At 43.9% G+C, this 25,245-nt stretch carries 21 protein-coding genes and 1 other annotated feature (1 of these 22 only partly in view); of the genes, 2 read left to right on the top strand and 19 right to left on the bottom strand.

Going from position 1 to position 25,245, the window contains the following annotated elements:
• Window positions 1-104: a binding site (T-box leader), on the bottom strand (it extends 119 nt beyond the left edge of the window).
• A gap of 165 nt (window positions 105-269) precedes the next feature.
• Window positions 270-461 (top strand): hypothetical protein, encoded by a 192-nt coding sequence (locus PUN35_RS00560; protein WP_003222590.1) that lies wholly within the window; start codon window positions 270-272, stop codon window positions 459-461.
• 18 nt (window positions 462-479) lie between these two features.
• Here the strand turns inward: PUN35_RS00560 and cotN are convergent, their stop codons facing one another.
• The 8 genes from cotN to hemA form a co-directional block, all read right to left on the bottom strand.
• On the bottom strand, window positions 480-1,505 hold the full coding sequence (cotN, locus tag PUN35_RS00555) for a spore coat protein CotN (protein ID WP_014480462.1): 1,026 nt from the start codon (window positions 1,503-1,505) through the stop codon (window positions 480-482).
• A gap of 32 nt (window positions 1,506-1,537) precedes the next feature.
• A complete protein-coding gene (gene spoVID, locus PUN35_RS00550) occupies window positions 1,538-3,259 on the bottom strand; it encodes a spore coat morphogenetic protein SpoVID (protein ID WP_014480463.1) in 1,722 nt (573 codons plus the stop codon).
• Between the two features lie 130 nt (window positions 3,260-3,389).
• The gene (hemL, locus tag PUN35_RS00545) at window positions 3,390-4,682 is read right to left on the bottom strand and encodes a glutamate-1-semialdehyde 2,1-aminomutase (protein WP_014480464.1); all 1,293 of its coding nucleotides are present in this window, start codon (window positions 4,680-4,682) and stop codon (window positions 3,390-3,392) included.
• Between the two features lie 29 nt (window positions 4,683-4,711).
• Complete coding sequence (gene hemB, locus PUN35_RS00540) at window positions 4,712-5,686, bottom strand: porphobilinogen synthase (RefSeq protein ID WP_014480465.1); 975 nt, start codon at window positions 5,684-5,686, stop codon at window positions 4,712-4,714.
• Window positions 5,683-6,471, bottom strand: coding sequence for a uroporphyrinogen-III synthase (gene hemD, locus PUN35_RS00535; RefSeq protein WP_014480466.1), 789 nt, complete (start codon window positions 6,469-6,471; stop codon window positions 5,683-5,685). Before hemD ends, hemB begins: the two co-directional genes overlap by 4 nt.
• Window positions 6,461-7,405 carry a hydroxymethylbilane synthase gene (gene hemC, locus PUN35_RS00530; protein ID WP_014480467.1) on the bottom strand — a complete coding sequence of 315 codons (945 nt, stop codon included), beginning with the start codon at window positions 7,403-7,405 and terminating at the stop codon, window positions 6,461-6,463. Before hemC ends, hemD begins: the two co-directional genes overlap by 11 nt.
• A gap of 32 nt (window positions 7,406-7,437) precedes the next feature.
• Window positions 7,438-8,268: a cytochrome c biogenesis protein gene (locus PUN35_RS00525; protein ID WP_003222575.1), complete on the bottom strand. Its 831-nt coding sequence runs from the start codon at window positions 8,266-8,268 to the stop codon at window positions 7,438-7,440.
• Window positions 8,269-8,275: 7 nt separating this feature from the next.
• On the bottom strand, window positions 8,276-9,643 hold the full coding sequence (gene hemA / locus PUN35_RS00520) for a glutamyl-tRNA reductase (protein WP_004399038.1): 1,368 nt from the start codon (window positions 9,641-9,643) through the stop codon (window positions 8,276-8,278).
• A gap of 229 nt (window positions 9,644-9,872) precedes the next feature.
• Here hemA and PUN35_RS00515 point away from each other — a divergent pair, with 229 nt between their 5' ends.
• Window positions 9,873-10,370: a hypothetical protein gene (locus tag PUN35_RS00515; RefSeq protein ID WP_014477563.1), complete on the top strand. Its 498-nt coding sequence runs from the start codon at window positions 9,873-9,875 to the stop codon at window positions 10,368-10,370.
• Window positions 10,371-10,391: 21 nt separating this feature from the next.
• Here the strand turns inward: PUN35_RS00515 and yihA are convergent, their stop codons facing one another.
• The 11 genes from yihA to ilvC form a co-directional block, all read right to left on the bottom strand.
• On the bottom strand, window positions 10,392-10,979 hold the full coding sequence (gene yihA / locus PUN35_RS00510; RefSeq protein WP_003229621.1) for a ribosome biogenesis GTP-binding protein YihA/YsxC: 588 nt from the start codon (window positions 10,977-10,979) through the stop codon (window positions 10,392-10,394).
• Complete coding sequence (gene lon / locus PUN35_RS00505; RefSeq protein WP_014480468.1) at window positions 10,976-13,300, bottom strand: endopeptidase La; 2,325 nt, start codon at window positions 13,298-13,300, stop codon at window positions 10,976-10,978. The genes yihA and lon overlap by 4 nt, the downstream gene beginning before the upstream one ends.
• A gap of 180 nt (window positions 13,301-13,480) precedes the next feature.
• Complete coding sequence (gene lonB, locus PUN35_RS00500; protein WP_004398923.1) at window positions 13,481-15,139, bottom strand: ATP-dependent protease LonB; 1,659 nt, start codon at window positions 15,137-15,139, stop codon at window positions 13,481-13,483.
• A 153-nt stretch (window positions 15,140-15,292) separates the two neighbouring features.
• Complete coding sequence (gene clpX / locus PUN35_RS00495; RefSeq protein ID WP_003229613.1) at window positions 15,293-16,555, bottom strand: ATP-dependent protease ATP-binding subunit ClpX; 1,263 nt, start codon at window positions 16,553-16,555, stop codon at window positions 15,293-15,295.
• 271 nt (window positions 16,556-16,826) lie between these two features.
• Window positions 16,827-18,101: a trigger factor gene (gene tig, locus PUN35_RS00490; protein WP_014480469.1), complete on the bottom strand. Its 1,275-nt coding sequence runs from the start codon at window positions 18,099-18,101 to the stop codon at window positions 16,827-16,829.
• 227 nt (window positions 18,102-18,328) lie between these two features.
• A complete protein-coding gene (gene ddcA / locus PUN35_RS00485) occupies window positions 18,329-19,333 on the bottom strand; it encodes a DNA damage checkpoint antagonist DdcA (RefSeq protein WP_014480470.1) in 1,005 nt (334 codons plus the stop codon).
• A gap of 119 nt (window positions 19,334-19,452) precedes the next feature.
• Entirely contained in the window at window positions 19,453-20,052 is a 600-nt protein-coding gene (leuD, locus tag PUN35_RS00480) for a 3-isopropylmalate dehydratase small subunit (RefSeq protein WP_014480472.1), read from the bottom strand.
• 12 nt (window positions 20,053-20,064) lie between these two features.
• Complete coding sequence (gene leuC, locus PUN35_RS00475; protein ID WP_003229604.1) at window positions 20,065-21,483, bottom strand: 3-isopropylmalate dehydratase large subunit; 1,419 nt, start codon at window positions 21,481-21,483, stop codon at window positions 20,065-20,067.
• 49 nt (window positions 21,484-21,532) lie between these two features.
• On the bottom strand, window positions 21,533-22,630 hold the full coding sequence (gene leuB / locus PUN35_RS00470) for a 3-isopropylmalate dehydrogenase (protein WP_014480473.1): 1,098 nt from the start codon (window positions 22,628-22,630) through the stop codon (window positions 21,533-21,535).
• 20 nt (window positions 22,631-22,650) lie between these two features.
• A complete protein-coding gene (locus PUN35_RS00465) occupies window positions 22,651-24,207 on the bottom strand; it encodes a 2-isopropylmalate synthase (protein ID WP_033881607.1) in 1,557 nt (518 codons plus the stop codon).
• Window positions 24,194-25,222 (bottom strand): ketol-acid reductoisomerase, encoded by a 1,029-nt coding sequence (gene ilvC, locus PUN35_RS00460; RefSeq protein WP_003222549.1) that lies wholly within the window; start codon window positions 25,220-25,222, stop codon window positions 24,194-24,196. The genes PUN35_RS00465 and ilvC overlap by 14 nt, the downstream gene beginning before the upstream one ends.
• Window positions 25,223-25,245 lie beyond the last annotated feature (23 nt).

Below are 25,245 nucleotides of genomic sequence, written 5' to 3'. Positions count from 1 at the left end.
GCTCCCGGGCGACCTTCCAATCAGACAACATAAGAAGCCTTTCAGCAAACGGCTTCTCTCTCTGCATGCGCCTTTTTTGTACTCTTCCCGTTCTAAGCAGGTGTATTTATCAGCTCATTGTATACATTATTTATGTTCTTTATTATAGTAAAAGTGTTTTTGATTCGTCAATCATCTTTTCCAAAAACACCGCTTTCTATACAGATGGGCAGGCACCTATTGCCCAAGTTTACATATGATGCTTGTAAATGCGTAGAGGAGGATGCACCGTGAAGAAACGTTTCAGCTCTTATTCGCTGCCGCCATGGGTAAGGCAAATTCGGCTTGTATCCGCACAAGTGATTATTCCCATTACGATTTTTCAAGGAATCAGAACCATTTTCTTTCCGACAACCTTTGATGTTTTGCTGCTCGCAATCCTAATCTTTTTAGCTTGCGCCCTTCATTTAGAATGGATATAAACAAACAAGTCCGCGCCATTAAGACGTGGACTCGTTTTCAGCCTGAAATTTTTTCTCTTGTTCAATCTGATGGATTTTCATCACAAACGGCTCTATATTTTTCATTTGCCAATAAGCCTTTAATAATTGTGTACATTCCTCTTTTTCATGCTGTCTTTTCCCAGTTTGATAACCGTTCAGCACCTTGTACATGGCTGCCGGATATGCCATATAGCTGAGAAAAAGGCTGACTTCCGCTTCACGCAAAGGGAATGATTTCGTATATCCATAAAACCATTCGACGCATTCCGGACAAGCTTTCGGAAAGCCTCTGAACATTTTTGTATAAAAGCCGAGCAGGTCGTTTTGCGGCGGACCGACAGATGCTCTTTCGAAGTTTGTAAAATATCCGGTCCCGGCATCATTATACAGAAAATGGTGTATAGACAGGCTGCCGTGGTTCATTACAACCCTTGAAACGTCTTTTTCCTTTGCAGACTCATACCAGTCCTCCAACCGTTCCAGCGCAAAATTCACCGCGGAAATGGTTTCTGAAAAATAGGTTATGGCCTGGAGTTCAAAAGGAGAAAGGTACCACTCCTTCTCCGCTCTATCCACAAACTGCTCATAGAAAATTTTATCTTGTTCCCACTTTTTTTTCGTTTGCCCGTAATAACGTTCAATCTCATCACGTCTAACCTTTAGTTCCTGCGCGGTTCTCTCGTGAAGACGGGCTGTTTCTCTAAATAAATAAGCATGTTTCTGATCCCGTTCTTCCTCTTGGTCAAATTGGAGCCAAGGCATTAAATAGTAGGTATCTCCGTATTGTATGCCTGCTGAGAAAAACTCACCGCTATTTGTTCTGTAAACGGGAACGAATGAACGAAAGCCTTTTTCCTCAATCGCCACCATATGATCTGTAAAATGCTTGCCGCGACCTTCTTTCAATTTTTTCAGGGCAAATATGCCGTAGTCTGTATACACTTTCCAAACAAGAGGACTGACAGGCTCAATAAATTGAGCAGTCAGTCCGTATTCCTGAAGAACCGATTGGGTATCTTCCATTTCATTCACCACATTTTCCGATCGCTTACGGTTTACGCATGGCTATTTTTATATTGAGGAATATAGAGAATCTGTCCTGCTTTTAATTCATCATCCAAGGCTAAAGAATTCATCCTGATCAGCTGCTGGGATGTAATTTCATACCGTTCGCATAAACGCTCGATCGTATCTTCCTGCTGCACAATACAAATTTTCATTCTCGAAAACTCATCCGCTTCTTTTGTAAAGAGTTTTGTTAAATAAAGAGAATTATCACTTTCCTTTGTTTGAGGTTCCTTCGTTTCAGCAGCAGGAGCAACCCTAGGAACAGCATCCGTTTCCTTCCTTTCAGTCTCAGAAGATTCAGGCAGCTGAAAGGATTGAAAAGGTGTTTCTTCCTTAGGCTCTTCAGCTGATGGTGTTTTTCTCACTTCAATTTCGAAGCTCTCTTCCTCTTGTTCTTCCTCCTCCAGCAGCTTAGGCGCTGAATAAAAAGAATCCTCCTCTTCTTGTTCAGGCAGGAAGGTACGGTATGCCGGTTCAGGCAATTCTTCTTGAGATGCCTCCTCCGAGCTTGTTTTTTGATGGAAATGGAAATCGGCTTTGTCATTCTCCACATATACAGCTGAAGCTGTTTCTCTGCTATCTTCTATGGAGAGAGCGGCCTCTGATACACTCTCCAAAGCTTCATCCGCTTCCGCCTCTTCTTGGCAAAGCGCAGGATCAGCCTGATCCGATTGAGCTGCTTCTTCATTTTGAGCCTCTTGGCGCAGCGCATATTCATGATTAGGAGACTCTGTTGTTTCCTCTTTTTCCTCTGCAATCACAGTCTCTGAATGAAGTTCAGCTTCCAAAGCAGGCGATTCTTCTGCTCCGGCGTGTTCACGAAGCTCAGTCTCCGCTGGAGAGTCTGCTTCTTCACGAACATCCGCTATTGCAGCTGCCGGCTCAGCCGTTTCTTTTTTTGCTTTAACGATCTCTTGAATCTCTATTTCTGAAGGATCAGGTTCTGGCTCAGATTCTTCTGTTTCCGATTCAGCACGAACCTCCGTTTCCGGCACAGCAAGCTCTTCTGACTCTTCTTCCTCTTTCACATCTTCTCTGGCCTCTGGTTCTGAAGCAACCGATTCAGGCGGCTCAGATTCTGCTTTTTCTGTCTCCAGTTCTTCACGGAGGCCCGCTTTCGAGATAAAAAGTTCTGGCGGTTCGGCTGGCGGTTCATGCTGAAGAACTGCTTCCTCTGCCGATGATGCACCCGGTTCTTCTACTACACTATGTGCCGACGGCTCTGAAAGCTCTTCCTCCCTGAATGCCGCAGGAGCTTCATATAAAGGTATCTCCGGCTCTTTGTCTTGCGTATCGTCCAAAAGCCCTTCGATCGCTAAATCAGCTTGAATTGTTAAAATGCGCGAATCCGTCAATTGATAGTCAAATGCGTCAATAAAGACGAAGACATCCTGTAAATGGCTCACTTTATTTTTCGGAATGGTAATATCCACAGGAAAACAGTGAGTCAGTTCCGCACTTCCATCCTCTCTCTTTCTGACTTGTTCAACAAATCGCTTATCTGTATAAATCTCTTCGGTATGTTTGTTTTGATCTATGTTGTACTCACCTGTAAGTTCAAGCGATCCTATGATTGATACATAATCATTTACTTCCTGAACCCTAATATCAGGATCTAATGAAATAGAAAGCAGTTCAGAAACTTCCTGTCCTTTTTGGAAACAGATCGATTCTTCTACAGAAAATTGCAATCGATGATTTTGCGGCAAGTTCATATCCTCCTTTCATCTAATCCTTAAAATTAGATGTCACTAAAGGTGTATGTATGAACTGGAGAAAATATGAGTGGGAGAGCACGAAAAAACCGGCACAAGGAGTCCTTGATACCGGTTTTCACTCTTATCTGCGGCTGATCTCAGCAAATACTTTCTCAGCTGCCTGGATTGTGTTTTCAATATCTTCATCAGTATGGGCCGTTGAGAGGAAAAGACCTTCGAATTGTGATGGCGGAAGGAATACCCCTTCATTTGCCATCCCTTTATAATAGCTTGCGAACAGCTTCAAATCAGATGATTTCGCTGTTCCATAATTAATGACTGGTTCGTTAGTAAAGAAGAAACCGATCATCGAACCTGCACGGTTAAAGGTATGCGGAATACCATGAGCCTCGGCGGCTTTTGAAATTCCTTCTTCCAGCCTGTCGCCTTTTTTGATGAAATTCTTGTAGGATTCAGGTGTCAGCTGTTTCAATGTCTCTAAGCCAGCCGTCATCGCAAGCGGGTTGCCTGACAATGTACCAGCTTGATAGATCGGACCGCTTGGAGCGATCTGCTCCATGATTTCTGCCTTTCCGCCATAAGCGCCGACAGGAAGTCCGCCCCCGATTACTTTTCCTAAACAAGTCAGATCAGGCGTTACGCCGAAGTAACCTTGAGCGCAGTTATAATCGACCCGGAAGCCTGTCATCACCTCATCAAAAATCAGCAGGGAGCCGTACTGCTCAGTGATATCACGCAGACCCTGCAGGAAGCCTTCTTGCGGCGGAACAACACCCATATTTCCGGCAACTGGCTCTACAATGACTCCCGCAATGTCTTCACCGAATTGCTGGAAAGCAAGCTTTACACTTTCTAAATCATTGTACGGAACGGTGATGGTGTTTTTCGCAATGCCTTCAGGCACCCCCGGGCTGTCAGGCAGACCGAGAGTGGCAACACCTGAACCAGCTTTAATCAAGAGAGAATCGCCGTGTCCGTGGTAGCAGCCCTCAAATTTTAAAATCTTGTTGCGGCCCGTATAGCCCCTTGCCAAACGGAGGGCACTCATTGTAGCCTCTGTTCCGGAGCTTACCATTCGTACAATTTCTACAGATGGCACACGATCAATGACGAGCTTAGCCAGTTCATTTTCTACTTCAGTCGGAGCACCAAAGCTTGTCCCGTATTCAGCCACTTTTTTGAGGCTTTCTACGACGCGGTCATTTGTATGCCCTAAAATTAAAGGCCCCCATGACAAGACGTAGTCAATATATTCATTCCCGTCAATATCAAAGATTTTCGAGCCTTTTCCGCGCTCCATAAAAATCGGGTCCATGTCTACCGATTTAAATGCGCGAACGGGACTGTTCACACCGCCCGGCATGAGTTTTTGCGCTTCTTTAAAAGCCGTTTTTGATTTTTCATAGCTTCTCATCTGCCTCAACTCCTGTCAACTGAATAAAATTACTCCGCAAGCCATTTCGCTGCGTCTTTCGCATGATACGTAATAATCAGGTCGGCACCCGCGCGCTTCATGCTTGTCAAAATTTCCAACACAATTTCTTTTTCTTTGATCCAGCCGTTCTGCGCTGCAGCCTTCACCATTGAATACTCTCCGCTTACATTATAAGCGACGAGCGGCAAAGTAAACTCATTTTTTACGTCACGCATGATATCCATATAAGAAAGCGAAGGTTTGACAATCAAAAAGTCTGCGCCTTCTTCGACATCTGATTGTGCTTCGCGGAGTGCCTCCATACGGTTGGCAGGGTCCATCTGATATGTTTTGCGGTCTCCGAATTGCGGTGTGCTGTTTGCTGCATCACGGAACGGACCGTAAAACTCACTTGAATATTTAACAGCGTAAGACATGATGGGAATATTGACGAATCCTTCTTTATCAAGTGCTTCTCTGATCACTGTAACAAATCCGTCCATCATGTTTGATGGCGCAATGATATCCGCACCTGCTTTCGCTTGGCTGACAGCTGTCTGCGCCAAAAGCTCCAGCGATTCATCATTGAGGATGACCCCGTCTTTGACAAGTCCGCAATGGCCGTGGTCTGTATATTCGCACAGGCACGTGTCAGCGACAACAACCATTTCAGGGAAGTGTTCTTTAATTTCTGTGATGGCTTTTTGGACAATTCCGTGATCATGGTACGCTTGTGTTCCGCAATCATCTTTTTCTTCCGGGATGCCGAACACGATAACAGATTGAATGCCCAGTTTGACCAGCTCCGCTACTTCATCCTTCAATAAATCTAATGATACATGGTAAACATCAGGCATTGACGGAACAGCTTTTTTGCCTTCCAGCCCTTCAACGACAAAAATCGGATAAATAAAATCTGATGGATGCAAACGTGTTTCCTTTACCATTTCTCTCATTGCTTTTGATGACCGCAGGCGGCGGTGTCTATTAAATGATTGACTCATATTCTCTCTTCCTCTCTTGACATGCTGCACATTAACCCAAGCATGCCATCTATTGTAAATGTATCAGGCGTATGCGATGTGATGCCGTACGTCAGAAGGGCATCATTTGTTAAAGGCCCAATGCTGATACAAGCCGTCCCATTCGCCTTCCACTTTTTTAATTCTTCTCCCAAGACATGCATAAACGTATGTACGGTTGATGAACTCGTAAATGTTACATAGTCAAAGGAATATTGACCCGCAGCGTCTTTCAGTGCCTCGATGCCTTCTTCATCTGGAATCGTTTCGTAGAGAACCCATTCCTTAACTTCAAAACCGAGCGGGACAAGCTCTTGTTTTATCACATCACGTGACAAATTCCCTTTCATTACGGTAATGGGCTCCCCCGGTTCAGCATGCTGCTTAAGAGCGTCAGCCAATTGTTCAGCAATATACTCCTGTGGCATCACATCAACCGATACGTTATGCGTTTGTAAACGGCGGGCGGTTTTTTCACCGACTGCTGCAATTTTTTTATGCGCAGGGAGAATAAGCTGATTTTCCTTCAGATAAGAAAAAAAGAAGTCTGCCCCGTTCACACTTGTAAAAACAAGCCAGCCTGGCGCGGCAAGGTCCTCTCTTACCTGTTCCGCAACATCATTCGGCAAAGCGCGGCGAAACGTAATCAAAGAGGTTAAAACCGCTTTACCGCCAAGCGCCTCCACTTTTTGCTGAAATGATGTTGCCTGTGCCTTATTCCGGGTGACAAGTACTGTTTTTCCTTTCAACGGAAAATCATTTTCCATCCTCATCAAGCTCCCGTTTTACACGATCAATTAAATCTTTTGCTCCTCTGTCAGCCATAAGAGCGGCACAGCGCTTTCCTACTTCCTCCGGATCGTTTCCGGTGACGGTTTCTTTAAAAATGATTTTGCCGTCAGGTGAAGCGACAAGCCCTGTCATTTCAATTTCATCCTGTCCATTTAACACGGAGTAGCCTGCGATCGGAACCTGGCAGCCGCCCTCCATCGCGTTTAAAAAAGCACGTTCCGCTAAGACAGTCCGTTTTGTATATTCATCTGTAAACTGAGAAAACAACGCCAACAGCTCTTCATCCGATTCTCGGCACTCAATCGCCAGGGCTCCCTGCCCCACAGCAGGCAAACAGCGCTCAGGCTCAAGGAATTCGGTTACGACATCTTGCTTCCACCCCATTCTAGAAAGGCCGGCAGCCGCTAAAATAATCGCGTCATAATCCTCTGTTTCCAGCTTTTGAAGTCTTGTATCTATATTACCTCTAATCCATTTAATTGTAAGGTCAGGGCGCTCAATCAAAAGCTGCGCGCTTCTTCTTAAACTGCTTGTGCCAATGACAGCACCTTCCTTCATTTCTGAAAGCTTTACGCGATTCTTTGAAATAAGGGCATCACGCGGGTCTTCCCGTTCAGGAATACAGCCGATCACAAGCCCTTCAGGCAAAACAGCAGGCATGTCCTTCATGCTGTGCACCGCCATATCAATCTCTTCGTTTAAAAGCGCCTGTTCAATTTCTTTGACAAACAGCCCTTTTCCACCCACTTTTGAGAGTGTAACATCGACAATCCGGTCGCCCTTTGTCACGATCTCTTTAATTTCAAAAACAAACGAAGGATTGATTTCCTTCAGTTTTTGAATAACCCATTTTGTTTGAGTCATAGCGAGTTTGCTCCGTCTGGAACCTACTTTAATCGTTCTCATCATTTCTTTCCTCCCGAATCTGCTTGGGACATCGTTTAACTGAACCAATGGAATTGCGACAGGCTTCCAAGCAGGAAATAATTGATCATCAGCACCAGAAAACAAGCCGTATTCCACAGTGCAGCGACCTTTCCTTGCAGCTCTTTAATCAGCCTGATATAAAGATAATAGCTGTACAGCAGCAGGACGACAAACGAACCAAGCACTTTGGCGTCAAACCAATACAGCGTTTCTAGTGAGACATATGCCCATATGACGCCGAGAATCAAACTCAGCAGCAGCATCGGAACCCCAATGACATTTAAAACATACGCCATATAATCAAGCTTAGATAAATCTTCTATTCTCAACAGCCATTTTCCCCACTTTTTCTTTTTCAGCAGATGATATTGAAACATATATAGCACAGAAAAAACGAAAGAAAGGGAAAAAGCGCCGTATGAAAGAATCGCCATTGTAATATGAATCACCAAAAGCTCGGATACAAGCTGCCCGGAAAAAGCAGCTGACTGCTGCTCTGTCGGTGAAAATGTGTGAATGGCGATCATAGAAAATCCTATAACATTTGTAAAAAACACGATAAAGTCAACACGTAAAAGCTTTGTCAGCACCAGTGACAGCGTGACAAGCACCCAGGCATAAAAATAAAGCGCCTCCGTCACATTTAATACCGGAAACCGCCCCGTCACCCACATAAAATAGGCCAAATACACGGTTTGCAGAGTCCAGACAATAGAAAGCAACCAGAAGGCCATTTTTCCAGCCTTCCGGTTGTGTTGAAGAAAATCTATAAAATAAAAGAGTACACTTAACGCGTAAATGACGATTGTCCCCTCATTAAGTCTTGCCATTGCAGTATCAATCATTCAGCTTTCACTCACTTACAAGTGGGCTAAAGCCCGCTTTTGATTCAGCCTTCTTAAAAGAGTGGACCTTCTGGCTGCTTTCAACGGTTTTCATCATTTGACGGCCCGCAGCTTCTTCAATATCAAAAATCTGCATAAACAACGCGAGCTTTTCTTCAGAATCAGCATCTGCCGCAAGCTCTTTCACCTTTAAAATCGGATCACGAAGCATTTGGTTAATAATACTTTTGGTGTGTTTGTTCAACAGTTTTTTCTCTCTTGTGCTTAAGTGAGGCAGCTTACGCTCAATGCTGTCCATCGTTTCTGACTGGATGGCAAGCGCCTTTTCGCGCAATGCAGAAATAACCGGCACAACACCAAGTGTATTCATCCATTGTTTAAATTCCACAATGGTTTCTTCAATTAACAGTTCAACTTTTTCAGCTGTTTCTCTCCGCTCTTTCATGTTCGCTTCTACAATGCCTTCCAGATCGTCGATATCATAAAGAAAAACACCTTCAAGATCATTCAGCGCCGGATCAAGATCTCTAGGCACGGCAATGTCGACCATAAACAGCGGACGTCCCTTGCGAAGCTTATTCGCGTTTTCCATCATCTCTTTGGACACGACAAATTCACTTGCACCGGTTGAACTGATTAAAATATCAGCCTCCGCAAGCGCGCTTTCAAGCTGATTCAAGCTTCTCGCTTCACCTGAGAAACGGTCTGCAAGCTCCTTCGCTTTCAAGTACGTTCGGTTAATGACAGTGACCTTGCCGATTCCCTGTCCGTGCAGGTTTTCCGCAGCAAGCTCGCCCATTTTTCCCGCACCGAGAATCAATATGTGCTTGCTTGAAAGATTTCCGAAGATTTTTTTGGCAAGTTCAACTGCAGCATAGCTTACTGACACCGCATTTGAGCCAATGTCTGTTTCTGCGTGAGTCCGTTTGCCCACTGTAACCGCCTGCTTAAACAGCTCATTAAAAATAGTCCCGATCGTTTTTTCTTGCTGAGCTGTTTTAAAGCTGTCGCGTACCTGTCCGAGAATCTGCGTTTCGCCAATCACCATAGAGTCAAGTCCGCAGGCTACACGGAATAAATGCTCAACAGCGGCATCGCTCTCATAAAACGTTAAGAACGGTGACAGCTCTTCTTTGCTTAATTGAAACCAATCAGCTAAAAACTTTTTTATATAATAACGGCCGGTATGGAGCTGGTCGACTACCGCATAAATTTCAGTGCGGTTGCAGGTTGAGACAATGATGTTTTCAAGAATGCTTTTCTCTTCTTTCAGCTGCACCATTGCTTCCGCCAGCTCATTCGGCTGAAAACTTACTTTTTCACGTATCTCAATAGGGGCGGATTTATAATCTACTCCCACAACAAGTATATGCATCGCTCTAATTACACCCCCAACACCCAATCTTAATTTATAATCATTCTAACATAGAACTCATTATTTATAATAATTATAACATAGTTTCTTTCACAAAATGTGAACAGATTTTAAAATTCTTATGCTATATTAGAAAAAGCTTCAGGGAAAAGAAACATTCTTATTGACAATACCAAAAACAGCAGAAATTTACTACACATCAGCTCTAAAAAACAAGAAGGTGATATGCATGAAACAAAAATCAATTTTATTCCCTTGTCTGCTGCTTGCCGCTTCTGTATATGCATGGCTAGAAAGCGGCCAAGCCGAACTGTTTTCAGGGCAGGATCAATGGCCTGTTCTCCTCATGCTGTTAGGCGCAGCCTTTGTATATCAAGGAAAAAAAGAAGCCGTTACACCCCATTTCTTCATCGGTTTGCTTCTCTTCGGGATCGGCTTACACTTTTTTGCCAAGCCGAAATGGGTATGGTGGCCGGATGATTTTGAAATGCTCCTCTTTATGATCGGCTTCTCACTTCTCGTTTCAGCCGTTCAAAAAAAAGAATATGTATATGAAGCTGTGTCGATGATTTGTTTTTCCCTGTTTTTGTACTTTTTCAAACAAATTATGGCATGGCTTGAGTCTGCGCATATTCCAACAGCGCTTCTGAAGGAGTATTGGCCGTTTGTCTTTATTGGAATCAGTTTATTGTTATTATTGATAAAACGAAAAAAATCTATACGATAAATAAAACCGGTAGAGGATCCTCTACCGGTTTATCATTTTTTTGATCGCTCCCCAAGCTTCGTCTTTTCCCTTTTTCGTTTCTGAGGAAAAGAGAATTAGCTCGTCTTCCGGATCAATATTTAATGTTTGTCGGACAACCTTCGCGTGTTTGTCCCATTTGCCTTTCGGGATCTTATCCGCCTTTGTAGCGATAACAATAACAGGAATGCCGTAATACTTTAAAAATTCATACATCTGTACATCATCATTAGATGGCGCATGCCGCAAATCAACGATCTGCACCACAGCTTTTAATTCCTCGCGTGTCGTGATATAGGTTTCAATCATTCTGCCCCATGCTTCACGCTCAGACTTTGACACTTTGGCAAAACCGTAGCCCGGCACATCCACAAAATGCAGCTCATCATTGATAATGTAGAAATTAAGCGTTTGTGTTTTTCCCGGCTTTGATGACGTTCTCGCAAGATTTTTGCGATTGATTAATGAATTGATAAAAGACGATTTTCCTACGTTCGATCTTCCGGCCAATGCGATTTCCGGAAGCCCCCCTTCAGGGTACTGTTCCGGTTTTACTGCACTGATCACGATTTCTGACTTTGTGACTTTCATTTCTTCTCTCCTACTAAGGCATGTTCCAAAACCTCGTCTAAGTGGGACGCCAATATAAATGTCAGCCCCTCCCTGACGCTTTCCGGAATATCCTCTATATCTTTTTCATTATCTTTAGGCGCAATAATGGTCGTTAATCCCGCTCTATGTGCGCCAAGCGCTTTTTCCTTTAAGCCGCCGATCGGCAGCACGCGCCCGCGAAGCGTGATTTCCCCAGTCATGCCGACTTCACGCGAAACCGCCCGTCCCGTTAAAGCAGAAACAAGCGCTGTTGCCATCGTAATACCAGCTGACGGACCATCTTTTGGCACCGCACCCTCTGGTACATGTATATGAATATCATACTTCTCATGAAAGTCAGGTTCAATGCCAAGTTCTTCTGTTTTGGATCGCACATAGCTGAATGCAGCCTGAGCTGACTCTCTCATAACATCTCCGAGCTTTCCTGTCAGGATTAATTTCCCTTTCCCCGGAGAAAGCGATACTTCAATCGACAGCGTATCTCCGCCAACGGTTGTATAAGCAAGCCCTGTCACTACACCAACCTGATCCTCTGTTTCAGCTTGTCCATATCTGAAAATACGTTTTCCGATAAAGTCTTGAAGGTTCTTCTCAGTAACCGTAATCCGTTTTCGCTCTTCAGCAACAATGGCTTTTGCAGCTTTACGGCAAATCGCGGCAAGCTGGCGTTCAAGGCTTCTCACACCAGCTTCTCTCGTATAGTAGCGGATAATATCAAGAATCGCCTGATCACGCAGCTGCAGGTTGCTTTTCTTCAGCCCGTGTTCTTTGATTTGCTTTGGAAGCAAGTGATCCTTTACGATTTCAAGTTTTTCTATTTCTGTGTAGCCTGCGATATTAATAATTTCCATTCTGTCTCTGAGCGGGCCCGGGATTGTGGCCAAATTGTTTGCCGTTGCGATAAACAGCACTTTGGATAAATCAAAGGTTTCTTCAATATAGTGATCACTGAAGCTGCTGTTTTGCTCTGGATCAAGCACTTCAAGCATAGCGGATGATGGGTCTCCTCTAAAATCAGATGACATTTTGTCAATTTCGTCTAATAAGAAGACCGGATTCAGCTTGCCCGCTTTTTTCATCCCTTGAATAATACGTCCAGGCATTGCTCCGACATAGGTCCGTCTGTGTCCGCGTATCTCTGATTCGTCCCGTACTCCTCCGAGTGAGATTCTGACGAATTTGCGTCCCAAGCTTTTTGCAATTGATTTGGCTAAAGACGTTTTTCCGACACCTGGAGGTCCTGCCAAACAGAGAATCGGGCCTTTCAGGGATTTGGTCAGCTTCTGGACAGCCAAATATTCTAAAATACGTTCTTTTACTTTTTCTAGCCCGTGGTGCTCTTCGTCCAAGAGACGTCCTGCTTCTTTCAAATCAAGCTTATCATCTGTTTCATCCGTCCACGGAAGAGCAACCAGCCAGTCGATATAGTTGCGGATCACGGAGCTTTCCGCAGAACTTGACGGAATTTTTTCATATCTGTTCAATTCTTTAAGCGCTGTTTCCTTCACATGATCAGGCATGCCTGCTTCTTCGATTTTTTCCGTCAGCGTCTGAACTTCGCCAGTTTTGCCTTCTTTATCGCCAAGCTCTTTTTGAATCGCCTTCATTTGTTCTCGCAAGTAGTATTCCTTCTGCGTACGCTCCATCGAACGTTTGACGCGCTGGCCGATTTTTTTCTCAATCTCCAGCACTTCTTTTTCATTATTAATAAAATCAATGACCTTGTTCAGCCTGTCTTTGACATCAGCCGTTTCTAAAATATCCTGCTTATCCTTTAGTTTAAGGGGCAGATGAGAAGCAACGATGTCTGCCATTCTCCCCGGCTCTTCGATATCAGTAACCGCGGCGTACGTTTCGGCCGAGATTTTTTTAGAAATTTTTATGTACTGATCAAAGTGGTCTAGCAAAGTCCGCATCAATGCTTCGTCTTCTGTATCTTTTGAATCATCTTCATGAATAAGTTGAATGTCGACCGACGTGTAATCCTCGTGTTCATTGTATTTGACGATCTGGGCGCGTTTGAGGCCCTCCACCAACACACGAATCGTACCGTTCGGAAGCTTCAGCATTTGCTTAATTTTTGTATAGGTGCCGACAGTGAAAATCTCGTCTTCACCAGGTTCGTCTATCGAAATATCCTGCTGAGTGGCTAAAAATATCATATGATCATGCATCATTGCCTGTTCAAGAGCCTGAACCGACTTGTCACGTCCTACATCTAAATGCAAAACCATCGTCGGGTACACTAATAAACCTCTTAAAGGGAGGAGCGGGATGCTGCGTTTTAATTCTTCTGCCATGTGACTGACACCTCCGTGACTTTAGTATGAACCATTATAATACAACTTTTTCATCCTTGTACAATAAACGGCATGGTTCCATTTTCTATAAAACAGTCTCCTCGTAGTATACCCTTTCTTTCTGATATGAAAAAGGAAAAGATGTCCTTCATGAAAAAAACCCTATTATCAAAATAGGGTTTAAACAGATTCTTTATTGATTTCGATATGAAACGGTTTTTGTTCCGTTGGCGGATTCACCAAAATTTCATCAAGCACTTCTTGGAACGTCTTCACTGCAATAATCTCGATCCCGTCAATCTGCTTTAAGATGGCCTGCTGATTTTCATATGGGATAATCACCTTTTTCGCCCCGGACTGCTTGGCCGCTTTTATTTTCGGAATGACGCCTCCAATGGGTTTCACAAGACCATTCAGGCTGATTTCGCCCGTCATCGCAACGGTATTGTCAATAGGAATTTTGTGTATCGCCGAGAAAATCCCCGCCGCCATCGCAATGCCTGCTGACGGCCCATCAATCGGAATCCCTCCTGGGAAATTGATGTGAATATCATAATCAGAAGGCTTCATTCCCATTGTCCGGAGCACGGTTAATACATTTTCAACCGAACCCTTCGCCATGCTTTTTCGTCTGATTGATTTTGATTGGCTGCCGATGCTTTCTTCTTCAGCTATTCCTGTGATGTTAATTGATCCTTTATCTTGAGCCGCGGTTACACTCACTTCGATTTCCAGAAGCGATCCGCTGTTAGGCCCATAGACTGCAAGCCCATTTACAATGCCAACCTGTGGTTCAACACCGATTTTTTGCTCGTGCTTTGGAGTAAGCTGACTGGAGTGAATGACCCATTCAATATCCTCAATCGTAATGTCCTTCCGATTCTCCGTTACAGCCATCCCCGCTGCGATTTGAATCATATTGACGGCTTCCCGCCCGTTCCGTGTGTAGCTGGTCAAAAGATCTAGGCCTTCTTCGGAGATATTTTTTTCAATTTTATCCGCTGCTGTTTTGGCAACAGTTTTCAGCTCGTCCTTTTCAAGCTCGCGGAAAAAAACCTCCAGACAGCGGGACCTGATAGCTGGCGGAATTTCGTTTGGCATTCTCGTGGTCGCGCCAATCAAGCGAAAATCAGCCGGCAGCCCATTTTGAAAAATATCATGAATATGATTCGGAATTTGTGTATTTTCCTCACTGTAATACGCACTGTCTAAAAAGACTTTTCTGTCCTCAAGCACCTTCAGCATTTTATTCATTTGAATAGGATGCAGCTCCCCTATTTCATCAATAAACAGCACACCGCCATGGGCATGGGTGACAGCTCCCTGCTTCGGCTGCGGAATCCCAGCCTGTCCCATCGCTCCGGCCCCTTGATATATCGGGTCATGGACAGAGCCGATGAGCGGATCGGCAATTCCTCTTTCATCAAAACGGGCTGTTGTCGCATCGAGTTCCACAAAGACAGCCTGCTCTTTAAACGGTGATTGTTTATGTTTTTTTGCTTCTTCCAACACAAGCCGCGCAGCAGCCGTTTTCCCAACTCCCGGTGGCCCATAGACAATCACATGCTGAGGATTTGGCCCGCATAAAGCCGCCTTTAATGCTTTAATGCCGTCTTCCTGTCCGACGATATCTTTAAAGCTTTTGGGGCGGACCTTCTCAGATAATGGCTCGGACAAGCTGATAGCACGCATTTTCCGAAGCTGCTCCATTTCCTTCTTTGATTCTTTATCTATCGTGACCTTTTGTGTCCTTTGATTTTTAAGCAAATTCCAAAAATACAAACCGATGATGATCCCAAAAAACAGCTGAATAAATAACGCGATCCCTGTCCAACTCATGGTGGTCCCTCCTGAAAAACAATTTATGTATCCAATTCATTCCTCTCTGATTGCTAGTATCTCCCATAGAAGACGGGAATAAACGTTTTTCCGGAAGAGTTGCATGCAAAAAAACCTCCTGAGTGTTACCACTCAGGAGGTTTGTGCTTATCTTTATGCAGATGTTTTATCTTGGCTTACCTCAGTGCCGTCTTTTAATAAGAGGCGAGGAGGCTCTCCGTGTGTCACAGTTGCCCCGGTGATTACACATTTTTCAATGTCATCACGAGAAGGCAGCTCAAACATCACATCAAGCATGATGCCTTCAATGATAGAACGGAGTCCGCGTGCTCCAGTCTTGCGTTCAATTGCTTTTTTAGCAATTTCAGAAAGCGCTTCTTCTTCAAACTCAAGCTCAACGTTGTCAAGCTCAAGCATTTTCTTGAATTGCTTAACAAGAGCGTTTTTCGGTTTTGTTAAGATCGCAACCAATGCTTCTTCGTCAAGCTTTTCAAGGCTTGCAATAACCGGAAGACGTCCGATAAATTCAGGAATTAACCCGAAACGGAGCAAATCTTCTGGAAGCACTTTTGAAAGAAGATCTTCTTTCTCAAGATCAGCAGCTTTATTGTCGGCACCGAATCCAATCACTTTTTGGCCTAAACGGCGTTTGATGATTTGTTCGATACCATCGAAAGCTCCGCCGCAAATGAACAAAATATTTGTTGTGTCAATTTGAATGAATTCTTGATGAGGATGCTTACGTCCACCTTGAGGCGGTACGCTTGCCACTGTACCCTCAAGAATTTTAAGCAATGCCTGCTGTACACCCTCACCTGACACATCACGTGTGATAGACGGGTTTTCAGATTTTCTAGCCACTTTATCGATTTCATCAATATAGATAATGCCTTTTTCGGCTTTTTCCACATCATAATCAGCAGCTTGGATGAGCTTCAAGAGAATATTCTCTACATCTTCACCCACGTATCCAGCTTCAGTCAAAGATGTAGCGTCCGCAATCGCAAACGGCACATTTAAAATGCGAGCCAATGTTTGCGCCAGAAGGGTTTTACCGCTTCCCGTAGGGCCGATTAATGAAATATTACTTTTTGAAAGCTCAACATCATCAACTTTGCTGTTGGAGTTAATGCGCTTATAGTGGTTATACACAGCAACAGCAAGTGATTTCTTCGCTTGATCTTGGCCGATGACATATTCATTCAAAATTTCGCGAATTTCCTGAGGCTTTGGTACGTCTTTAAATTCTACTTCTTCTTCTGTTCCGAGTTCTTCCTCTACAATTTCAGTGCAGAGTTCGATACATTCGTCACATATATATACACCAGGTCCAGCTACAAGCTTACGAACCTGATCTTGTGTTTTTCCACAGAACGAGCATTTTAATTGTCCTTTTTCCTCGTTAAATTTAAACATTCTTTCACCCCTTAATCTTGTCTCACTTTTTCTTTTACCGGCAGAGCAAAAGAAAATGATTCTTGAAACGAACGAGTATGTATTGCATTTTACCATACTTTCCAAAAAGACGGTAACAATGTGTTTCTGACTTGCACATTCTATATGTATGACAAAAAACAGCCCTGCATTAACTATATTGCCCCAAGAAAAAGAGATAACTCATAATTGTACAAAACAAGGCACGAATGATTCGCGCCCTGTTTTATTAGTACTATTATTATGCACCATATTAACGGTTTTCTACAAGAAAATCAATTGCTTTGCGAACTTTTAAATCTTCTTTCATCGCGTCAGTAGAACCGATGGCTTGTTTAATATTTTCAACAGGCATGTTGTATGCTTCAGCCATTTTTGTAAGCTCAGCATCAACTTCCTCATCTGATACTTCAAGGTTTTCCGCTTTCGCAATCGCCTCAAGAGTCAGGTTAGATTTTACGCGTTTTTCAGCATCTTCTTTCATTTGCTCTTTAAGCGCAGCTTCATCTTGGCCTGAGAATTGAGTGTAAAGCTCAAGGTTCATGCCTTGCATTTGCAGACGCTGTTCGAATTCTTTCAGCATGCGGTCAAGCTCAGTGTCGACCATTGCTTGAGGCACATCAATTTCAGCATTTTCAGAAGCTTTCAGAACAAGCTCTTCACGCAATTTAGCGTCAGCTTCGTTTTCTTTTGCTTCTTCTAAACGTTTCTTTGTTTTTTCAGTTAATTCAGCAAGTGTTTCCACTTCTTCATCGATATCTTTTGCGAATTCATCGTCAAGCTCAGGAAGCTCTTTCGCTTTGATTTCGTGAATTTTCACTTTAAACACAGCTGGTTTGCCTGCAAGATCTTCAGCGTGGTACTCCTCAGGGAATGTCACTTCAACATCCTTCTCAGCACCTGCTTCAAGGCCAACTAATTGATCTTCGAAGCCAGGGATGAATGAACCAGAACCTACTTCTAGAGAGTAGTTTTCAGCTTTTCCGCCTTCGAAAGCTTCGCCGTCAACGAATCCTTCGAAATCAAGAACAACTGTGTTTCCTTCTTCAACGGCGCCTTCTTCTTTTACAACAAGCTCAGCTTGACGCTCTTGAAGCGCTTTTAGTTCGTTTTGAACATCTTCGTCAGTTACAGTTGTGTCGTCTTTTTCAATGCCTAAGCCTTTGTAGTCGCCAAGCTTCACTTCAGGTTTTACTGTTACTTTCGCAGTGAAGATTAAGCTTTCGCCTTTTTCGATTTTTTCAACATCGATTTCAGGACGGTCTACAGGCTCGATTCCAGCTTCTTCAACCGCTTTAGGGTATTCTACAGGAAGAAGAATATCCAAAGCATCTTGGTAAAGAGCTTCTACGCCAAAGCGCTGTTCGAATAATCCGCGAGGAATTTTACCTTTACGGAATCCAGGAATTGAAACTTGTTTTACTACTTTTTTAAATGCATCATCAAGTGCTGTTTTAAACGTTTCAGCATCAACTTCAACCGTTAAAACGCCTTCGTTGCCTTCTTGTTTTTCCCATTTTACAGACATGTGTTTCCCTCCAAAAATCTATTCAGGTTGTGTCGGTCTTCCATTCTAAAGCAATCATACGGCTTCGTCCAACAAAAACAAAGCTGCCAAAGATCAGAATCATTATGTATAGATGTTAATAATGAACTGCAAAGCCTGTCCAACCGTATTTCTTATAACCCGTTATACACAAATACAACCACTATATTATAACATAACACATAGCGCTTTCAACTATATGGCGCGATTTACAAATAAGAAATTTCTTCAATATCTTTTAACATTGTGCAAGCTTCATCGAGTTCTCTGTCGGTAAATTCATACATCATATGAAGTTCTTCGCTTTCAATTTCAATCCCGTGCATCTCGTAACCGACTTTATGAAGGGCAGCCGCCCAAAGGTCAGCCGACAGCAATTTCGGCTGGAACGGATATAAAACGTACAAATGTCTTCTCCACAATTCCTCTACTGCTGCATATAAGGTTGGATTTTCATTTCCAAGTGTCTCATCCAGCACCCTGAGAACACGGTGCAGAATCGGCGCGGCATCAGGCGGAACAATCTCAGACGGTTCAATTGTCAACGACTCGCCAAATTTACTAATGTGTACAGGCTTACTGTACTCATGCTCAGTCAACAGCATGACAATCATCGTTTTGATAATCGGGTGGGCTGAGGGGTCTTGGAGGATTGTTTTGAGCAATCCTGTATACTTTGCTACGTTACGGTCTTTTAAGGAATGAATGAGATTCATTTGCTCCTCAGGGCTTGCCAGCACTTTCTCGGTGTCAATTGTATCCTCATATTCTTCGGCCCAAGCCTCGTCCTCACGATCCGGATCGGTCATTTTCCGGCTGAAATCCAGCAGCTTATAAAATTGCTCGGCGCTTTCTGCCGGCAGCTGATTTTCTTCCAAAACGGCTTCAATGGTGCTTTTGACTTCCTCGTATTTTTTGAGCTGAATTAAGATGGTCATGTACACCTGCAAAACCGTAAAATAATGGCCATAACCTTCTTTGAGCATCTTCTCGCACACGCTTTTTGCCTCTTCCAGCTCGCCCAGCTCTAAAAAGCAGATGGCCATCCCTAAGTGAAGATCGGATTCAGTATCATCATATTTCATCGCTTCTGAAAACAGTTCAAGCGCTTCTTGATACTTTTTTTCCTTTAGTGATGACATCCCCTTTTCCACAAGGCGGTCTTTCAGATGAGGAAAAGGAATAATTTTTGCGTTCTTCTTGTCATGCGTCATACCTATATTCCTTTCAGGCATTTATTTTGTTCAAGTGTATCAACACCTGTGAACAAAAACAAGAAATGAAAGGTTTCATCAGGCAAAAAAAAGCCGCCGGACAAATACCGGCCGCTTTTTCAGGCTTGAAGCCAAGAGCTTCTTTGTGATTCAAATTGCTTGATTTCATCTTCCAGCAGCAGCGTTAATGAAATTTCATCATATCCGTTGATCAGCATCTCTTTCCAATGCGGATCAACTTCAAATGAAATTTGATTGCCTTCACTATCATGAATCAGCTGCTTTTCAAGGTCAACTGTCATTTGCAATGACTGGTTTTCATACTGGCCGACAAGCTGTTTCCAATTGTCATATGGCATGCGGATCGGAAGCATACCGTTTTTAAAGCAGTTCTGATGGAAAATATCAGCAAATGACGGTGCAATAATAATTTTAAACCCATAATCATCAAGTGCCCACGGAGCGTGTTCACGCGATGACCCGCAGCCGAAGTTTTCTCCTGCTATTAAAATGGAAGCTCCTTGATAAACAGGCTGGTTTAATTCAAATTCAGGGTTCGGTTCACCATTCGCATCATATCTCCAGTCAAAGAATGCAAAACGCCCGTAGCCTGTTCTTTCAATCCTCTTCAAAAATTGCTTAGGAATAATCTGGTCTGTATCCACATTGATCCGATTTAATACGGCTGCTTTCCCCGTATGTGATTTCAAAGGTTCCATCTCGCGCACTCCTTACACAACTGTTTTTTCCTGATAAAACTTTCTGACATCAACGAAGTGTCCGTGAATGGCAGCCATCGCAGCCATCGCCGGGCTGACGAGATGTGTTCTTGCACCTTTTCCTTGTCTGCCCTCGAAGTTGCGGTTAGAGGTTGATGCACAGCGCTCTCCCTCAGGAACAACATCATTATTCATACTCAAACACATGCTGCAGCCTGACTCTCTCCATTCAAATCCAGCTTCCAAGAAAATCTGGTCAAGCCCTTCTTTTTCAGCCTGAAGCTTCACGCTTTGGGATCCGGGCACGACGATGGCCCTTACGCTGTCAGCTACCTTCTTCCCTTTGATCATGTCAGCAGCCTGTCGAAGGTCAGTCATGCGGGAATTTGTGCAGGAACCGATAAATACGTGCTCCACTTTAATGTCTTCAATTTTCTGATGAGGAGTCAGTCCCATATATTCATAAGCGCGAATCGCTTCTTTTTTATCATCTTCTGCAGAAAAGCTTTCCGGCGCAGGAACTTCAGAATCGACAGGAAGAACCATTCCAGGGTTAATGCCCCATGTCACCATAGGGGAAATTTTGTTGCCGTCAAGGACGATAGATTTATCGTAAACAGCGCCCGGGTCTGTGCGCAGCGCCTTCCATTCCTCTACGGCCTTGTCAAATTCTTCGCCTTTTGGCGTGTACTTGCGATTTTTGCAATATTCAAACGTCACCTCGTCAGGTGCAATCAAACCTGCTCTTGCTCCTGCTTCAATTGACATGTTACAAACAGTCATTCGTTCATCCATCGTCATATTTCTGAATACTTCCCCAGTGTATTCAATGACGTAGCCTGTGCCGAATTTCACACCGTATTTGCCGATGACAGCAAGGATGACATCCTTTGCCGTTACCCCTTTTTGAAGCGTTCCATCTACGCGCACTTCAAGTGTTTTTGGACGCTGCTGCCAAAGTGTCTGTGTGGAAAGGACATGTTCAACTTCACTCGTCCCGATCCCAAATGCAAGAGCGCCGAAAGCACCATGTGTTGATGTATGACTGTCCCCGCACACAATCGTTTTCCCTGGAAGCGTTAAGCCCAGTTCAGGTCCGACGACATGGACAATCCCTTGATCCACACTGTGAAGATCGGCAAGGCGCACGCCAAATTCCTCACAGTTTCTTTCAAGCGCCGTTACCTGGCGTTTCGCAACTTCATCCTTTATCTCAAAACGATTGACAGTCGGGATGTTGTGGTCCATTGTCGCAAATGTGTTTTGGGGTCTTCTGACCTTTCTTCCCTTTTGTCTCAAGCCTTCAAATGCCTGAGGAGACGTCACCTCATGAATGAGGTGCAAATCAATATAGAGAAGATCCGGCTTTCCCTCACCATGTTTTACAATATGCTGATCCCAAATCTTTTCGATGATTGTTCGAGGCATCATCTTTTATTTCCTCCCTCTACCTAGAGCTAAGACCGCTTAACGTAAGCTGTCACACATTAGAAATTGTATTTTCACTCATGATTGCTGCCTTAACTTCCTCTGTAATGGCCTGAGTGCTGCTGAACTCTTCACCCCGTGCCAAATCTTTTGTTCTTTTCCCAGAAGCCAAGACTTTGTTTACCGCATCTTCTACAGCTTTCGCTTCCTCTTCAAGCCCGAAAGATGTTCTCAAAAGCATTGCCGCTGACAATATGGCTGCGAACGGATTTGCCACCCCTTTACCGGCAATATCAGGCGCGGAGCCATGAACAGGTTCAAACAGATGAAGACCAGAGCTTGATAGGCTGGCTGACGGGAGCATTCCGAGCGAGCCTGTAAGCATGGACGCTTCATCGCTTAAAATATCACCGAACATATTTTCAGTCACAACGACATCAAATTGATTCGGTGCATAGATTAGCTGCATGGCCGCGTTATCCACAAGCATGTGCTCAAGCTTCACATCAGGAAATTCTTTCGCAACGTCCTCAGCCACTTCACGCCACAGCCGGCTTGATTCAAGAACATTCGCTTTATCTACAGAGGTCACTTTGCCTTTTCTGGCTGCCGCCATTTTGAAGCCCTCTCTGATCACTCGTTCAATTTCCGTTCGCTTATAAAACAGTGTATCTACTGCTTCCTGCTCACCTTCAGTGTTTACATAGCGTTTGCTCGGCTGGCCGAAATACAAGCCGCCTGTGAGTTCACGAACGATAACGAAATCAACATTATCTATATATTCTTTTTTCAAAGGCGAAGCATCAGAAAGGCTTTCAAATACCTTCACAGGCCGTAAATTCGCAAACAAATCAAGCTGTTTTCTGATGCTGAGCAGCCCTTTTTCCGGTCTCAGTTCCGAAGGATTTTGATCCCATTTCGGTCCGCCGACAGCACCAAGCAATATCGCGTCTGCATTTTTACAAGCAGCAACGGTTTCCTCCGGGAGGGGGTTATGATGTTCATCAATAGCCGCCCCTCCAATCAGGCCATATTCAAATTCAAATTCATGGTTAAAGCGTTCGGCAACACTTTTCAGTACGTCTGTCGCTGATTCTAATACTTCAGGGCCGATCCCGTCTCCGGGCAATAGAGCAATACGTTTCTTCAAGTTAACCGTTCTCCTTTCTTTTATGATCCGACAGCTGTGTGGTTTTTCAATCCGCTCATATTCGACTGGAAAACCAATTGACGGTTGACTGCGTTCAAATAGGCTTTCGCTGATGCTTCTAATACGTCTTGCGCTATGCCCCGACCTGCTGATTCTTTTCCGTTCACCAAAACTCTTACATACACCTGGGCAAATGCATCTTCGCCTTTTCTGTTAGACTGAATGCGGTAGTCTAAAAGCTCCACGTCCTTATCGATGCAGCGCTCAAGCGTATTGTAGATTGCTTCCACACTTCCAGCTCCAGTTGCAGCTTCCTGAATAAGCTCTGCATTTTCTTGATTTTTCAACGAAAGAGTAGCCGTAGGGACCTGACTTGTTCCGTAATGTACTTGCAGAGAAAGAAATTCATACCCAATCTTGCGATCTGTTACTTTTTCTTCTAAAATAAGAGAAACAAGATCCTCATCAGTGATTTCTTTTTTCTTCTCAGTCAACTCTTTGAACATCGTAAAGAATTTATTAATCTCTTCACTGTCAAATTGGAATCCTAAAGCAGTCAGCCGGTCTTTAAATGCGTGGCGTCCGGAATGTTTACCTAGGACAAGCGCATCTGCGGTTACGCCGACAAGCTCCGGTGAAATAATTTCATAAGTCGATTTTTCCTTTAAAAAGCCGTCCTGATGGATGCCTGATTCATGAGCAAATGCATTATCTCCAACAACCGCTTTGTTGCGTGGGACAGCCATGCCTGTCAGTTTGCTTACTAAATCACTTGTTCTCTTAATCTCGTTCAGTGTAATGCCTGTTTCGACTTGGTAGAAATCTTTTCTGGTATGGAGGGCTACGGCAATTTCCTCTAATGCCGCGTTTCCGGCTCTTTCACCGATCCCGTTCACAGCGCATTCGATTTGATCAGCGCCATTTTCAATCGCAGCAAGAGAGTTTGCAACTGCCATTCCTAAATCATCATGACAGTGGGCTGAAAGCTTTGCTTTGTGAATGTTCGGAACGTTTTCCTTCATATATTTAAAGATATTTCCGTATTCCGCTGGAGCCAGGTAGCCGACAGTGTCTGGAAGATTGATAACACTGGCGCCTGCGTCAATCACTTTCTCGACGATTTCTGCCAGAAACGGCAGCTCAGTGCGGCAGGCATCTTCAGCTGACCATTGCACAACCGGAAAACGTTCTTTTGCGTATGTCACCATTTCAACTGCTCTTTCAATGACTTGCTCACGTGTCATTTTCAGCTTGTGTTTCAAATGAATGTCCGATGTGGCGATAAAAACATGAATTCTCGGGTAAGCACCATCCTTTAACGCTTCCCAAGCAGCATCAATATCACCTTTTACACAACGGGCCAGACCAGTCACTGAACAATTTTTAATGGTTCTAGCGATTTCCTGAACAGCTAAAAAGTCACCTCGGGACGAAGCGGGAAATCCCGCTTCAATGATATCTGCCCCGAGTCTTTCGAGCTGCTTAGCTATGGCAAGTTTCTCCTGTGTATTCAAGTTCACTCCAGGGGACTGTTCACCATCACGAAGCGTCGTATCGAAAAAATTAATTTTGCGCAACGGAGACCACCGCTTCCTTCTTCTTGCCTTGTTTCACAAACGGCATCATTTCACGAAGCTTTCTTCCCACTACTTCGATTTGATGTTCGTTCTCGCTCGCATTGATAGCGTTGAAACGAGGACGGTTTACTTGGTTTTCGACGATCCATTCTTTTGCGAATGTACCGTTTTGGATATCTTTTAATACTTCTTTCATCGATTCTTTTACTTTAGCATCCACAACGCGAGGGCCTGATACGAAATCTCCCCACTGTGCTGTGTCAGAAATTGAATATCTCATTCCTGCAAGTCCTTCTTCGTACATAAGGTCTACGATTAATTTCAGCTCATGCAGACACTCGAAGTATGCAAGTTCAGGCTGATAACCTGCTTCAGTTAATGTTTCAAATCCTGCTTTGACAAGCGCGCTTAATCCGCCGCAAAGAACCGCTTGCTCACCGAACAAATCTGTTTCTGTTTCTTCTTTAAATGTCGTTTCTAATACTCCCGCTCTTGCGCCACCGATTCCTTTTGCATATGCGAGAGCTTTGTCTCTTGCTTCTCCAGTCACATCTTGATAGATTGCGAACAATGCAGGTACGCCGGCTCCTTGCTCATATGTTCTTCTGACCAAGTGTCCCGGACCTTTAGGCGCTACCAAGAATACATCAACATCCGCCGGAGGAACAATTTGATGGAAATGCACGTTAAATCCGTGAGCAAATACTAATGATTTTCCTGCTGTCAATTCATCTTTGATTTCAGCTTCGTATACTTTTTGCTGCTGTTCATCAGGAAGCAGAACCATGATGATTTCAGCTTGGGCTGCCGCTTCTTTTACTGAAAAAACTTTATGTCCGTCTTCTTGGGCTTGCGTGAAAGATTTTCCTTGTCTAACACCGACGATCACGTCTACTCCGCTTTCTTTAAGGTTCAGGGCATGTGCGTGGCCTTGCGAACCGTATCCGATAACCGCTACTGTTTTGCCTGCCAATACGTTCTCTTTGATATCACCGTTATAATATACTTTTACCATTTCAATCTCTCCCTTGTTATGTT

This window comes from Bacillus sp. N3378-2at, assembly GCF_033412715.1.
GTDB classification, from domain to species: domain Bacteria; phylum Bacillota; class Bacilli; order Bacillales; family Bacillaceae; genus Bacillus; species Bacillus subtilis.
This window is presented reverse-complemented; position numbering and strand designations above follow the sequence as displayed.